Here is a 12,852-nt window from a genome sequence, read left to right on the forward strand (position 1 = left end):
CGGCCGCTCTCGGCGTCCGGGCACGCGGGCTCACACCGCGTACTTGAAGCCGACGTGCGAGTCGGCGAAACCGAGTCGCGTGTAGAACCGGTGGGCGTCCACGCGGGCGGCGTCGGAGGTCAGCTGCACGAGGGCCGCGCCGGTCGCGGGTGCGGCGACGTGCATCACCCAGCGCATCACCGCGCTACCGATCCCACCGGAACGCACACTCGAAGACACCCTGACCGCCTCGACGAGCAGCCGGGTGGCCCCCTGACGCGCCATACCGGGGATGACGGTGAGTTGCAGGGTGCCGATCACCTCCCCCGCCGCATCGTCGACGACCATCAGATCGTTCAAGGGCGCCTCGAGGACGCTCCGCAATGCGGTGGCGTACGTTCCTTCGTCCGCAGCGTCGCCGCGATCGCCGCGCGCCGCACTGACGGGGTCATCTGACAGGAGCGCCATCAACGCGGGCAGGTCGGTCGGCTTCGCCCGGCGGACGGTCACCTCGCCGATGCGCGCGGTCACCGTCGTGGGCAGATCGAGGTTGGAGAGCACGCTCTCCATCCTGCCCTGCGCGTCAGCGCCAGCCGAGCACCTCGCGCACGACGGCTTGCGACGCCGGTGAACCGTCGTTCTTGATGGAGAGCAGCTTCTCGCTGGAGACGAGGGCCCCCGACGCTCCGTACGCGTCCGAAAGGCCCTGAACCGCCTGACGGACGAGAGGCGCCGCGTCATTGCGATCGGCACCGCCGCGCACCGAATAGTGGGGGTAGACGAGCAACTCGGTCCCGTCGGCCGTCCGTCGCGCACAGGCGACGACCACGGTCGGAGTCGCTCCTCTCCAGAACTTGGGGAAGAACTCCAAGCCCGTCCCCTCCGCGAAGAACTCGACGACTCCGCGCTTCCACGACTTCGCCACGTCGCCGAGGCGGACGTCATGGGCGGTCCACTCCGAGCCGCTCTCCCGGATCGCGGTGGCGAAGGCGTCGCCTCCGTCGGAGAATCCCGCCGCGATGAGCGCATCTGTGGCGCGGCGGACAGCCGAGGCGGGCTCGTCACGAACGAGCATCCGCGCCCCACCCCGCGTCAGTCCGTTCCATCTGACGGGACCGACGTGGGCGTCTTCTCCGGATCCGCGCATGATCACAGCGACCACGCCCTCCCCACGGCGTCATCGGCTTCGCGGTAGGCCTGGGCCGCCGTCCGAGCCGCGTCGGCGGCGGCGCGGCCGACATCGGCCAAGCGGTTCATCTCGGAGAGCCAGGCCCCCTGCTTGGCGGCGTACGCGTCAGCCGCGTCGCCCTGCCACCCCCCGAGAAGGGTGTTTCGTGCAGAGGCGAGCGTCGCAGTTTCGGCGGCGGTGCGCTGAACGGCGGCATCGATGGACGAGGCCGTCTCTACGAGCCGATCGGGCTTGATCGAAAAGGACGTCATGCGCGCGGACTCTCCCTTCACATGTCGCGACGCGCGAGTTCGAGCGCGTCACGGATCTTGGCGAGAGCTTCGGTGTAGCGCTCGTGCGATTGGCGGACGGCGGCGTCGAACTCAGCGTCGGGTGAGGGACGATCGTCGTCCTCCGTGACGTCGTCGTCGACTTCGTCCCACGAGTCACGCAGTGCGCGGAGATTCTCGGATGACATCTTCCGCAGAGCCTGGGCAGCAGAAGTCTGGTCCTCGCCGCGGAAGACCGCTTCGAGGCTGGTCTCACCGAGGTCGATACGCGACTGCACGGTGCGCCACTCCGCGCCCATCTCGCCGGCGCGAGCACGGGCGGCACGATGCTCGTCGGCCTTTCGGCGCTCCTCGGCCTCGATCGCGGCGCGCGCGTTCTCGCGCTCGTCGTCTTCGCGGAGAAGCCGTGCGAAGGTCTCCGCCATCGTGCGGAAGTCGCCGACCAGCCGATCGTCGTCGGGGCCGGGAAGGTGATCCATCATCGGGTCGTCGATGCGCGCCATCAGACTCGCGCCGCCGCTCCGCGCGCCAGGCCCTCGTACAGATCGGCCATGCGCATCGCACTGTCGGTCATCGTGCCGATGTTTCCGACCATCCCCGAAACGAGGTCGTAGATCATGTTGATCCACTTGTACGCCCACCGCGCATCTTGAATCAGGTCGTACACCGCGATTCCCGCTTCGACGGCCGCTACGAGCCAGCCCGCCACGGGAACCGCAGCTTCGGCCGCGATCCGCAGGAGCTTCTGCGCGAGACGGTCGAGGATCTTCAGGATCTTGCCGACAGCTTCTTTGCACAACAGGATCAGCACCTTGATCGCCGTCGCCACGGTGCCCGCGGGTCCGGCCACGACGGTGTGGGCCTGCGACATCACGCCGGCCGCTGCGACGAACGCCTCGGAGCCCTTGCCGGTCCACGACGCGAGGGGCGGGAGAAGCCCCATCGCGTTCTGACCGATCGCGCTCATGGCATCGCCCGCGTGCGTCCAAGCGAACTGCGCCTCGCGCATGCGCTCCCAGTCGCCCGAGAAGGGCTTCGTCACCTCTTCGAGGAGCGAGTAGCCGACGAGCTCTTCGAAGAGCCAGTCCACTCCGCCGAAGATCGGACCCGCCTTCCAACGGATGCTCTCGATCTCGGGATCCTCTCCCTGGGGTCGAGGGAGGAAGGAGCGCACGTCCTGCTTCTCGGTGACCGTTCGAGACGCGGACAGTCCGTCTCCCACGCGGTCGGAGATTCCCGATGCCGTCCCGTCGGCCCACTCGACGGCCGAGTAGCCGTCCCAGAAGGCTTGATTGAACAGGTTCCCGTCGGGCTCGCCGTAGCGACTCGACGCCCCGCCCTGCGCAGCGCCGAGAGTCGGCGCGGTGCCCGGCGAAGAGGGCGGCGTGTCGACGCCGAGCGACGCGGCGACCTGAGCGATCGCATCGTGCGCCGTCTGCTCGGCAGCGCGATACGCGGCGACCGTCTCGCCCATCCGCTCGGTGCCGATGCCGAAGGCCTGCGACGACATGTCGGCGACGCGCTTTCCCACGTCGACGATGCCGTCGCTGATCGGCTGGAACAGCTGCAGGATGAGGCCCAGCTCTCCCGCATTCAGGCGGGCGTACGTTTCGAGGTGTTCCCCGATCGCCTGCCCGTGTCCGGCTTGCCTCTCCAGCACCTGCTGCGCAAGCGACAGCTGGTCGGTATCGACATCCATTCGGTCCCCCCGGTCCGTAGGTGAAGGTGTGAGCGAAGCGGGTTACGCGCTCCGTCGCTTCTGTGCCAGCACGATGGTCGGCTGCGCGCGGTCTTCGACGGCCGCGCGCGTAATGACGACCTTAGCGATGTCGTCGGCCGAGGGCACGTCGAACATGATCGGGCCCAGGACGTCTTCGAGGATCGCGCGCAGACCGCGCGCGCCGGTCTTCCGCAAGACGGCGAGGTCGGCGATCGCGCGCAGCGCGTCCTCTTCGAACTCGAGCTGCACACCGTCGAGCTCGAACATGCGCTGGTACTGCTTGACCAGCGCATTTCGCGGTGCCGTGAGGATCTCCATCAACGCGTCCTGGTCGAGGGGCGAGACGGATGCCACGACGGGCAGGCGACCGATGAACTCGGGGATCAGGCCGAACTTGTGAAGATCCTCGGGCAGGGCCTCGCTGAACAGGTCGGGCGCGTCTTCCTTGCGCTGCAGCGGAGCGCCGAAACCGACTCCGTGCTTGCCGACGCGTGCCGAGATGATCTCTTCGAGGCCTGCGAAGGCACCGGCCACGATGAACAGGACGTTCGTCGTGTCGATCTGAATGAACTCCTGGTGCGGGTGCTTGCGGCCGCCCTGCGGCGGAACCGAAGCGACCGTTCCCTCGAGGATCTTCAGCAGCGCCTGCTGCACGCCCTCGCCCGACACGTCGCGCGTGATCGAAGGGTTCTCGGCCTTGCGGGCGATCTTGTCGACCTCGTCGATGTAGATGATGCCGGTCTCGGCACGCTTGACGTCGAAGTCGGCGGCCTGCAAGAGCTTCAGCAGGATGTTCTCGACGTCTTCACCGACGTAGCCGGCCTCGGTGAGGGCGGTGGCATCGGCGACCGCGAAGGGGACGTTGAGGCGCTTCGCGAGGGTCTGAGCGAGGTAGGTCTTGCCGCAACCGGTGGGCCCGAGCAGCAGGATGTTGCTCTTGGCGATGTCGATCTCTTCGGCGCGCTGCTCCGCGGGCTGAAGGGTGCCGTGCGAGCGCACGCGCTTGTAGTGGTTGTAGACGGCGACGGCGAGGGCGCGCTTGGCGGCCTCTTGCCCGACGACGTACTCCTCGAGGAACGAGAAGATCTCGCGCGGCTTCGGCAGGTCGAACTCGGCGACCTCGCCGGCCGACGATTCGGCCATGCGCTCTTCGATGATCTCGTTGCAGAGCTCGACGCACTCGTCGCAGATGTAGACGCCCGGACCGGCGATCAGCTGCTGCACCTGCTTCTGGCTCTTGCCGCAGAAGGAGCACTTGAACAGGTCGGCGCTCTCACCGATACGTGCCATGGCCGGTTCCTCCCGTCACCCGGCCCCCGCCGGTGTGTTACCCGAGCCTAACCCGAGCCCGGGTGATCCAAGGGCATTCGCGCGCGCGGCGGTGTCGTGATCGCCCACGGCGGACTCCCGGCATCCGCTCTCCCACCCTGTCGTCGCGAACGTCGAGCTGCAGCGATGGCCACCCCGCCGCGGCGGCAGGCGGCGCCGAGACGGCATCTCGCTGACGAGTCCGTCGCATGGTGACGCCGGTTCGTCAGCCGGCTGCAATCTCGCGATCCGCGGTGCCCGCTGACCACGACGCCCCCCCCACGCACGACGACGCCCCGCAGACCGAAACGGGTCTGCGGGGCGTCGTCGCGTCGCGAGGGCGTCAGGCGGTGAGCGCCGCCGGGGTGCGCTTGCGGGTCGTGAGCACCTGGTCGACGATGCCGTACTCCGCCGCTTCGGCGGCCGAGAGGATCTTGTCGCGGTCGATGTCCTTATTGACCTTGGCGACGTCCTGACCGGTGTGGCGCGCCATGGTCTCTTCGAGCCAGGTGCGCATACGGAGGATCTCCTGCGCCTGGATCTCGATGTCGGACGCCTGACCGTGACCGGCCTCGCCCATGGCGGGCTGGTGGATCAAGATGCGGGCGTTCGGCAGGGCGAGGCGCTTGCCGGGAGCACCGGCGGCGAGCAGGACGGATGCCGCGGACGCGGCCTGTCCGAGCACGACCGTCTGGATCTGCGGCGAAACGTACTGCATCGTGTCGTAGATCGCCGTCATGGCCGTGAACGAGCCACCGGGCGAGTTGATGTACATGATGATGTCGCGGTCGGGGTCCTGCGACTCGAGGACGAGAAGCTGGGCCATGACGTCGTCGGCCGAGGCGTCGTCGACCTGCACGCCGAGGAAGATCACGCGGTCTTCGAAGAGCTTGTTGTAGGGGTCTTGACGCTTGTAGCCGTAGGCCGTGCGCTCCTCGAACTGAGGAAGGACGTAGCGGCTCGACGGCATGTGGGCTGCGGCGCCGCCGAAAGTGGGGATGTTCATGTCGGTGTCCTTTTCCTGTCGCCTCAGACCGCCGCGGTTCCGCCGCCGCCGGTGACGTCGGTGGCGTGTTCGCGCATGTGGTCGACGAAGCCGTACTCCAGGGCCTCTTGGGCGGTGAACCAGCGGTCGCGGTCACCGTCGGCGTTGATCTGCTCGACGCTCTTGCCGGTCTGGGCCGCGGTGATCTCGGCCAGACGACGCTTCATGTCGAGGATGAGCTGCGCCTGCGTCTGGATGTCGCTCGACGTTCCGCCGAAGCCTCCGTGCGGCTGGTGCAGCAGCACGCGGGCGTTGGGCGTGATGTACCGCTTGCCCTTGGTGCCGCTGGTGAGCAGGAGCTGCCCCATCGAGGCTGCCATGCCGATGCCGACGGTCACGATGTCGTTCGGCACGAACTGCATGGTGTCGTAGATCGCCATACCGGCCGTGATGGAGCCGCCGGGCGAGTTGATGTAGAGGTAGATGTCCTTCTGCGGGTCTTCTGCGGCAAGCAGCAGGATCTTGGCGCAGATCTCGTTGGCGTTGTCGTCACGCACCTCGGAACCGAGCCAGATGATGCGGTCCTTGAGCAGTCTGTCGAAGACGCTCGTTGCCATAAGGGGTTCGGGCATGTGTGCTCCTCTTCCGTGATCTGAAATGAATCTACCGGCGCGTTCCGGGGCGGGATGCCGTGTTCGCCGCGGGCGGATCAGCGCGGTTCCTCGGCGATTTCTCGCGCGTATCCGGTCACGGAACGGGTATAGCGCGGCAGGTGCGGGGCGAGGGCTTGAAGAGCAACGGATGCCGCTCGCTCGGGCATTCCGCTCGACACGAGGGCGAGGGCGTAGAAGGCGGCCGCCGCGTCGTGAAGGTCGCCGTGGGGTTCGCGCTCGTACTCGACTCGGAGCATCTCGAGCGCCTCCTCCGTCTTGCCGAGGTTGCGGATCGTGCTCGCGAGCTGGATCGTCGCCCGGGTGCGGCGCTCGTCGTCGAGCCCGATCTCCAGGGCGCGACGGTAGAGCTGCTCGGCCTCGTCCTCGACGCCGGCGGAGTCACGCGCCCCGGCTCGCTCGAACAGCGCGACGGCGTCTTCCGCGGGCCGCTCGGCAGCCAGCGCGTCAATGCGTTCGATCACGGCCTCGGGGCTGAGCGCCTCGTCGGCCCAGACGGCATCCACTCGACTTTGCCAGTCGTTCATCTCACGTGCTCTCTCTCGGGTTGGGTGTCCACAACACCCGGATATTTCTGAAACGTCTCCGGGTGTTCTGGACACTCGACACGCCGCAGCGGCGTGCGCGGCATCCGGGAACGGAAAAGGGGGCGGATGCCACGGCATCCGCCCCCTCGTCTCGACTTACTCGCTGTCTGCGGCCTCGTCATCGGCCTTCTTCTTCGCGGGCGCGCGCTTCTTGGCCGGAGCCTTCGCGGGCGCCTCGTCGGCGGGAGCCTCGTCAGCGGCGGGCTCCTCCGTCGCCTTCTTCTTGGCGGGCGCGCGCTTCTTGGCCGGAGCCTTGACGGGGGCTTCCTCGGCGGCGGGAGCCTCGGCGGCCTCCTCGTCGTCGTCGCCCTCGACGGGCTCTTCGCCCTCGACGGCGACGAAGCCGGTCAGGTCGACGGGCTTGCCCTCGGTGTCGACCACGGTGACCTTGCCGAGCGCGATGGCCAGGGCCTTGTTGCGGGCGACCTCACCGACGAGCGCGGGCAGCTGGTTGCCCTGCTGCAGGGCGTTGACGAAGTCCTGCGGCGCCATGTTGTACTGCGCAGCCGACTGGATGAGGTACTGGGTCAGCTCGTCCTGCGACACCTGGACGTTGGCGTCTTCGGCGATCTTGTCGAGAACCATCTGCGTGCGGAACTGCTTCTCGCTCGCCTCGGTGACCTCGGCGCGGTGCTCATCGTCTTCGAGGCGGTTCTCGCCCTCGAGGTGCTGGTGCACCTCGTCTTCGATGAGCTGCGGCGGAACAGGGATCTCGACGGCCTCGAGGAGCGCCTCGATGAACTTGTCGCGCGCGGCGGAGCCCTGCGTGAAGACGGACTGCTGCGACACGCGCTCGCTGAGCGACTCGCGGAGCTCGGCGATGGTGTCGAACTCCGACGCCATCTGAGCGAAGTCGTCGTCGGCCTCGGGAAGCTCGCGCTCCTTGACGGCGGTGATGGTGACCGAGACCTCGGCCTCCTCGCCAGCGTGCTCGCCGCCGACCAGCTTCGAGCGGAACGTGGTCTGCTCGTCGGCCGTGAGCGACTCGATGGCCTCGTCGATGCCCTCGAGCAGTTCGCCCGAGCCGATCTCGTACGAGACGCCCTCGGCGCGGTCGATCTCGTTGCCGTCGATGGTGGCGACGAGATCGAGCTCGACGAAGTCACCGGTCTTGGCGGGACGGTCGACCGTGATGAGCGTGCCGAAGCGGGCGCGCAGGCGGTCGAGCTCGGCGTCGATGCCGACCTCGTCGACCTCGGCGGCGTCGACCGTCACCGTGATCGAGTCGTAGGCGGGCAGGTCGAACTCGGGACGCACGTCGACCTCGACGTCGACGATGAGGTCGCCGGAGAAGTCCTTCAGCTCGGGGAGCTCGACGATCTCGGCGTTGGGGCGGCCGATCACGCGCAGCTCGTTGGCCTCGACGGCCTCGCGGTAGAAGCCGTCCAGGCCCTCGTTGACGGCGTGCTCGATGACGGCGCCGCGGCCCATGCGCTGGTCGATGATCGGCGCGGGCACCTTGCCCTTGCGGAAGCCGGGAATCTGCACGTCGCGGGCGATGTGCTCGTAGGCGTGGGCGATGCTCGGCTTGAGCTCGTCGGGCGAAACCGTGATGTGGAGCTTGACCCGGGTGGGGCTGAGCTTCTCGACGGTGCTGTTGACCATGCGGTTCGTTCTCCTCGTGTGGCCCGCGCGCACGCGGGGGCCGGCTAGGCCTGTGGTCTGTGGGGCCGTGACGTCGGGGCGACAGGATTTGAACCTGCGGCCTCCCGCTCCCAAAGCGGGCGCTCTACCAAGCTGAGCTACGCCCCGGGGCGGCGCGCGGTACGCGCCGACGAAACGACCGCTGAAAGTCTAGTCGATCGGCCTGGCTGCACCGATTTCGCCGCCGCTCTTGCGCGAGAGGGCCGATGGATGCCGACTCCCCGCGTTCGCGAGGCGCCTCGAGGTGTCGTAGAGTGGGTGTCGTCCGACTTCCCGGTTCCTCCGAAATCCGCGGAAATTCGGGGCTGTAGCTTAGTGGTAAAGCCTCTGTCTTCCAAACAGATGATGCGAGTTCGATTCTCGTCAGCCCCTCCACCTTCTGTTCGAGCCGATCCCATCGCATCGCGCATCACTGCCCGACGGCCTGCGCCTCGTCGGCAATGCGCTCGGGTTCGGCCGCTGCCGACGTCGGTTCAGGGGTCGAGCTCCCTCGCGAACGACTCCGGCAGAACCAGGTTGTCGCTCGCGCCCGCGAAGAAGCTCGCGACCTGCGCGGGTCGGTACCCGGCGATGCCGCAGCCCACCTCGGTCACGAGGAAGCTCAACTCGGCATGCTCCGCGGCGAAGGCGACGAAGCGCCGCGCCTGCTGCTCGAACACCTCGAGTCCCGACATCGTGTCGATCCCGTACGACTGTCCCTGCAGGCCTTCGCCCTGACCCCAGATCGCGCCGAAGCGGTCCATCGCGAACCGCGCCGCGCCCCCGCCGTGCGCCCCCGAGGAGTTCGAACCGAAGACGAAGATCTCATTCGGGGCGAGCGAGGTGATGTGCATGCGCGCAGTGTCACGCGCCCGAGCGGTCTCGTTCCGCCGGGGCTGCGGCATCCTGAATCTGGCGTGCCGAGCCGTGGCGCTCGACGTGCGCGAGGTACGTCTGCGCGTTGCGGAGGATCTTCGCCCGCTCCTCCGGCGTGAGCGCACGCCTCACCTTCGCGGGGACACCCGCGACCAGCGACCCCTCGGGAATGACGGTGCCCTCGAGCACGACCGCTCCCCCGGCGATCAGGCATCCAGGACCGATCTCGGCGCCTGACAGGACGACGCTGCCCATACCGATCAACGAGCCGTCACCGATCGTGCAGCCGTGCACGACGGCATTGTGACCGACCGACACGTCGGTTCCGATCGTGACCGGACGCCCGGCATCGACGTGGACCGACACGTTGTCCTGCAGATTGCTGCGTGCGCCGAGGACGATGCGCGCGCTGTCGCCGCGCACGACGGCGTTGTACCAGACGCTGGCCCGTTCGCCGAGAGTGACATCTCCGATGATGCGCGCACCGGACGCCACGAACGCGGTGTCGTGCACGCTCGGGGCGGCTCCACTGAGGGCGAGAACAGAGGCGTCGGGCGCGATCGGCATGAGCCCGAGGCTAGCCGCTACCGAGAAGCGCTGGGGCACTACCGAGCGCGGGCAAACACCGTAGCTCCGGCCTGCGGATCAGTAGCGGCGATCACGACCACGACTCGTAGTTTCGGTCCCACCACAGCCGCATCGCCCTTGGAGACCTCATGTCGCAGTCGACCGCACCAGCTGCCCGCATCCGCGCCGAGCGCCCGGCCCGGCGACACCGCCGCACCAAGGCGATTCTCGCGATCGCGGCCGGCACCGCCCTGCTTCTCGGCGGGGGCGGAACATACGCATTCTGGACTACGCAGACCGCGTTGACCGCGGGGACCGTGAGCTCCGGAAACCTCGCCCTGTCGCTCGGCACGGGCTCCTGGAGCCTCAAGGGCGTCCTCGGGCAGGCGACGTCGGTTTCGAACCTCACCAACGTCAAGATCGTCCCCGGCGACGTCCTCACGCTCACGCAGCCGGTGACCGTCACCCTCGTCGGCGACACCCTGGCCGCCGACCTCGCGGTCACCCAGGGCGCCAGCTTCGTCACGGGTCCCGCAGCCCCGTACGTGAAGGTCGCTGTGAACATCACCGGCCTGGGCGCGCAGACGGGGACGAACACCTATCGCGTGACTCCCGCCACGGCCGGAACCCTGACGGCCACCGTCACGGTCACCTTCGATTCGACGACCCCCAACCTCGTGGGCGTGAACACCCCCGTGGACCTCAACCAGCTCGCGTTCTCGCTGACCCAGGCCTCCAGCTGAGGGACGACCCATGCACCGTCGCGACGATCGCGTTCCACGGCGCGTCCGGTGGACCGCGGTCCTCGTCGCGGCGCTCGTGCTGGGCCCCGGTACCGTGGCGGCACACGCCGTCTGGTCGGACCGCCGCCCGCTCACTGCCGGGGTGAGCTCGACGGGCTCGCTCGGAGCGACCGCGAGCTGGACGGGAAGCTGGAGTGCGTGGCAACCGCTCGTGCCGGGGCGCTCCAGCGACACCGCAGCCCTGCGCGTGAGTGCGACCGGCTCGGGCGACACGTTGCGCTGGCGAGTGAACGCCACGGCGTCCGTGTCGACCTCGCTCGCGCCGTACGTCTCGACGCAGGTGTTCGTCGGCGCCTGCGGGACCGGCACCCCCCTCCCCGCGGGTGGGTTCGCGCCAGCCGGCGGATATGCACTCGGAGCATCGGTGGACCTGTGCCTGCGCGTCACTCTCGACGCGAGCGCTCCGTCGACGACCCAGGCGACCGCTCTCACCCCGCAGATCACCGTCACCGTCGATCAGGCGACGTCATGAGCCGTCGCCTCGCGATCGTCGCCCTCGCCGCCGCCCTGGCCCTGGCGCTCACCGTGCCCACCGCCGCCGCGGCCGCCTGGCGTGCGACCACCTCCGCGCCGGCGTTCTCGCTCAGTACGTCCGCGCTCGCGGCGCCCGTCACGACGTGCACGTCGAAACCGGCGGTGCTCGGTGTGTCGTCGTACGCGCAGATCTCATGGTCCCCGGTCACCGATGCGACGTCGTACACCGTCACCGCCACGAACTCGGCGAACGGCGCCAACCAGGTGGTCGCCACGGGCGTGACCGCGACGACGATCGATGTGACCGGCTCGGTGCTGACATCGCTCCTGTCGTCGGTGGTGAGGGCGCTGCTCGACGATGGCAGTGTGGTGATCACCGTCACCGCCGTCACCCGAAATTGGACGTCACCGCCCAGTAACGGGCAGCCGATCGTCCTCTCCAGTGTGGTCGGCGGACTGCTCGGGGGCGTCAAGTGTCAGAGCTGATCGAGGATCCCCGCACTCCCGGCTCCACCGCTTCGCCGCCGGAGCGGCCGGGGTGGACTCGGGCGCGCGCCATCGTGGGCAGCATCGTTCTCGTCGCGGTGTCGCTCTTCGCCCTGATCACCGTGGTGATCCCTCTGCTCCTCGGCGCGCAGACGTACACCGTTCTGACCGCGAGCATGCAACCCGGCATGCCACCGGGGACGTTGATCGCGGTTCGCCCGTCGTCGATCGACGACGTCCGGGTCGGGGACGTCGTGACTTATCAGCTGCGCTCGGGTGAGCCCGCCGTGGTCACGCACCGCGTCGTGGGCACGACCAGCAGCACCGGTGGCGCGCGGCTGTTGATCACCCGAGGAGACGCCAACGACGCCGACGATCCACCGGTGCAGAGCGAGCAACTTCGCGGGACGGTGGTCTTCGCGGTGCCCTATCTCGGTTACCCGGGGGTCGTCTTCGGGGGCCAGGAGCGCGGGATCGTCATCGCGGCGGTCGGTGTCGCGGTCGTCGGCTACGGCCTGGTGCTGCTCATCTTCGATCTCGTCCGTTCGCATCGCCACCGCAGAGCGACCACGGCATTCACTCTGATCCTCGTGATGGCATCCGTCCCCTTGCTCATGCCGACTCCCGCGTCGGCGTCATCCACCCGGCTGCTCGTGAGCGACGATGGGGCGCGCTTCGTCTCCGACGGAGCGGTGCGTCTGTTCGACCAGCCGGACCGCATCGTTCCGGGCGGCACGCTCACCTCCACCCTCTGGATCCGAAACGCGAGTCCCGATCCGGCGCGGGCGGGGCTGCGCCTCGATACCGCCCCCGTCGACACGGACCCCGTCGACACGTCGTTCGCGCGCTCTCTCACCCTGATCGTGGCCTCGACCCCGGTGCCACAGGGGGACCAGTGGGTGAGCTCGGTGATCGCGCCGGGTGACACGCTCCGCGTCGACCTCGGAGTGAGAATGGATGCCGCATCCGGCAACATCTCGCGCAACGCTGACGCCGTCGTGACTCCCGTCGTCCAGCTCACGGACGCGACAGGGACCGACCCCGTGATCGGGGAGCCCGGTCCGACCCTCGCGGCCCCGTCCCGGACCGGAGGAGCGCTCGCGTGGACCGGCATCCGCTCCACACCCTGGGGCATGCTCGTCGCCGGGGCCGCCGCGGTGGTGACCCTCGGTCTCGCCCTGGGACTGAGACGCGACCAAGGAAGGTGAGGATTGCCTATTCACCAGGGATTTAGCCGAGCCTCATCTTGCTTGCGGAATGCTCCCACGTGAGTAGCGTTGCATTCAACGAGACTTCGAACGTCGCCTAAGGAGCA

At 68.4% G+C, this 12,852-nt stretch carries 16 protein-coding genes and 2 tRNA genes; 5 read left to right on the forward strand and 13 right to left on the reverse strand.

Going from position 1 to position 12,852, the window contains the following annotated elements:
- Positions 1-30: 30 nt before the first annotated feature.
- The 11 genes from DEU35_RS14045 to DEU35_RS14095 all read right to left on the reverse strand — a co-directional run bounded on the left by DEU35_RS14045 (position 31) and on the right by DEU35_RS14095 (position 8,460).
- Complete coding sequence (locus tag DEU35_RS14045) at positions 31-540, reverse strand: GNAT family N-acetyltransferase (RefSeq protein WP_116240068.1); 510 nt, start codon at positions 538-540, stop codon at positions 31-33.
- Positions 541-562: 22 nt separating this feature from the next.
- Positions 563-1,054 (reverse strand): hypothetical protein, encoded by a 492-nt coding sequence (locus DEU35_RS14050; protein ID WP_141377785.1) that lies wholly within the window; start codon positions 1,052-1,054, stop codon positions 563-565.
- 74 nt (positions 1,055-1,128) lie between these two features.
- On the reverse strand, positions 1,129-1,419 hold the full coding sequence (locus DEU35_RS14055) for a WXG100 family type VII secretion target (protein ID WP_141377783.1): 291 nt from the start codon (positions 1,417-1,419) through the stop codon (positions 1,129-1,131).
- Between the two features lie 17 nt (positions 1,420-1,436).
- Complete coding sequence (locus DEU35_RS14060; RefSeq protein WP_116239868.1) at positions 1,437-1,940, reverse strand: hypothetical protein; 504 nt, start codon at positions 1,938-1,940, stop codon at positions 1,437-1,439.
- Positions 1,940-3,136: a hypothetical protein gene (locus tag DEU35_RS14065; RefSeq protein ID WP_116239869.1), complete on the reverse strand. Its 1,197-nt coding sequence runs from the start codon at positions 3,134-3,136 to the stop codon at positions 1,940-1,942. Before DEU35_RS14065 ends, DEU35_RS14060 begins: the two co-directional genes overlap by 1 nt.
- Before the next feature lie 42 nt (positions 3,137-3,178).
- Positions 3,179-4,447, reverse strand: coding sequence for an ATP-dependent Clp protease ATP-binding subunit ClpX (clpX, locus tag DEU35_RS14070; protein WP_116239870.1), 1,269 nt, complete (start codon positions 4,445-4,447; stop codon positions 3,179-3,181).
- A 361-nt stretch (positions 4,448-4,808) separates the two neighbouring features.
- Positions 4,809-5,471 (reverse strand): ATP-dependent Clp protease proteolytic subunit, encoded by a 663-nt coding sequence (locus tag DEU35_RS14075; protein ID WP_116239871.1) that lies wholly within the window; start codon positions 5,469-5,471, stop codon positions 4,809-4,811.
- A gap of 23 nt (positions 5,472-5,494) precedes the next feature.
- Complete coding sequence (locus tag DEU35_RS14080; RefSeq protein WP_174799692.1) at positions 5,495-6,082, reverse strand: ATP-dependent Clp protease proteolytic subunit; 588 nt, start codon at positions 6,080-6,082, stop codon at positions 5,495-5,497.
- Positions 6,083-6,159: 77 nt separating this feature from the next.
- Positions 6,160-6,648, reverse strand: a complete 489-nt coding sequence (locus DEU35_RS14085; protein WP_116239872.1) for a tetratricopeptide repeat protein — start codon at positions 6,646-6,648, stop codon at positions 6,160-6,162.
- Between the two features lie 156 nt (positions 6,649-6,804).
- On the reverse strand, positions 6,805-8,313 hold the full coding sequence (tig, locus tag DEU35_RS14090; protein ID WP_116239873.1) for a trigger factor: 1,509 nt from the start codon (positions 8,311-8,313) through the stop codon (positions 6,805-6,807).
- Between the two features lie 73 nt (positions 8,314-8,386).
- A tRNA-Pro gene (locus DEU35_RS14095) sits at positions 8,387-8,460 on the reverse strand.
- 193 nt (positions 8,461-8,653) lie between these two features.
- Between DEU35_RS14095 and DEU35_RS14100 the strand changes: the two genes are divergently transcribed.
- Positions 8,654-8,727, forward strand: a tRNA-Gly gene (locus DEU35_RS14100).
- A gap of 98 nt (positions 8,728-8,825) precedes the next feature.
- Here DEU35_RS14100 and DEU35_RS14105 read toward each other — a convergent pair.
- On the reverse strand, positions 8,826-9,185 hold the full coding sequence (locus tag DEU35_RS14105) for a hypothetical protein (protein WP_116239874.1): 360 nt from the start codon (positions 9,183-9,185) through the stop codon (positions 8,826-8,828).
- A gap of 10 nt (positions 9,186-9,195) precedes the next feature.
- Positions 9,196-9,774: a gamma carbonic anhydrase family protein gene (locus tag DEU35_RS14110; RefSeq protein WP_116239875.1), complete on the reverse strand. Its 579-nt coding sequence runs from the start codon at positions 9,772-9,774 to the stop codon at positions 9,196-9,198.
- Positions 9,775-9,923: 149 nt separating this feature from the next.
- Here DEU35_RS14110 and DEU35_RS14115 point away from each other — a divergent pair, with 149 nt between their 5' ends.
- From DEU35_RS14115 to DEU35_RS14130, 4 genes are read left to right on the forward strand one after another with little or no spacing between them, the layout of a single operon-like run.
- Positions 9,924-10,517 carry an alternate-type signal peptide domain-containing protein gene (locus tag DEU35_RS14115; protein WP_103209079.1) on the forward strand — a complete coding sequence of 198 codons (594 nt, stop codon included), beginning with the start codon at positions 9,924-9,926 and terminating at the stop codon, positions 10,515-10,517.
- A 10-nt stretch (positions 10,518-10,527) separates the two neighbouring features.
- Positions 10,528-11,049, forward strand: a complete 522-nt coding sequence (locus tag DEU35_RS14120; RefSeq protein WP_103209077.1) for a hypothetical protein — start codon at positions 10,528-10,530, stop codon at positions 11,047-11,049.
- A complete protein-coding gene (locus tag DEU35_RS14125; RefSeq protein ID WP_116239876.1) occupies positions 11,046-11,537 on the forward strand; it encodes a hypothetical protein in 492 nt (163 codons plus the stop codon). Before DEU35_RS14120 ends, DEU35_RS14125 begins: the two co-directional genes overlap by 4 nt.
- Positions 11,525-12,745 (forward strand): signal peptidase I, encoded by a 1,221-nt coding sequence (locus DEU35_RS14130; RefSeq protein WP_116239877.1) that lies wholly within the window; start codon positions 11,525-11,527, stop codon positions 12,743-12,745. The genes DEU35_RS14125 and DEU35_RS14130 overlap by 13 nt, the downstream gene beginning before the upstream one ends.
- Positions 12,746-12,852: the final 107 nt, after the last annotated feature.

The organism is Microbacterium sp. AG157 (assembly GCF_003385695.1).
Taxonomy (GTDB): domain Bacteria; phylum Actinomycetota; class Actinomycetes; order Actinomycetales; family Microbacteriaceae; genus Microbacterium; species Microbacterium testaceum.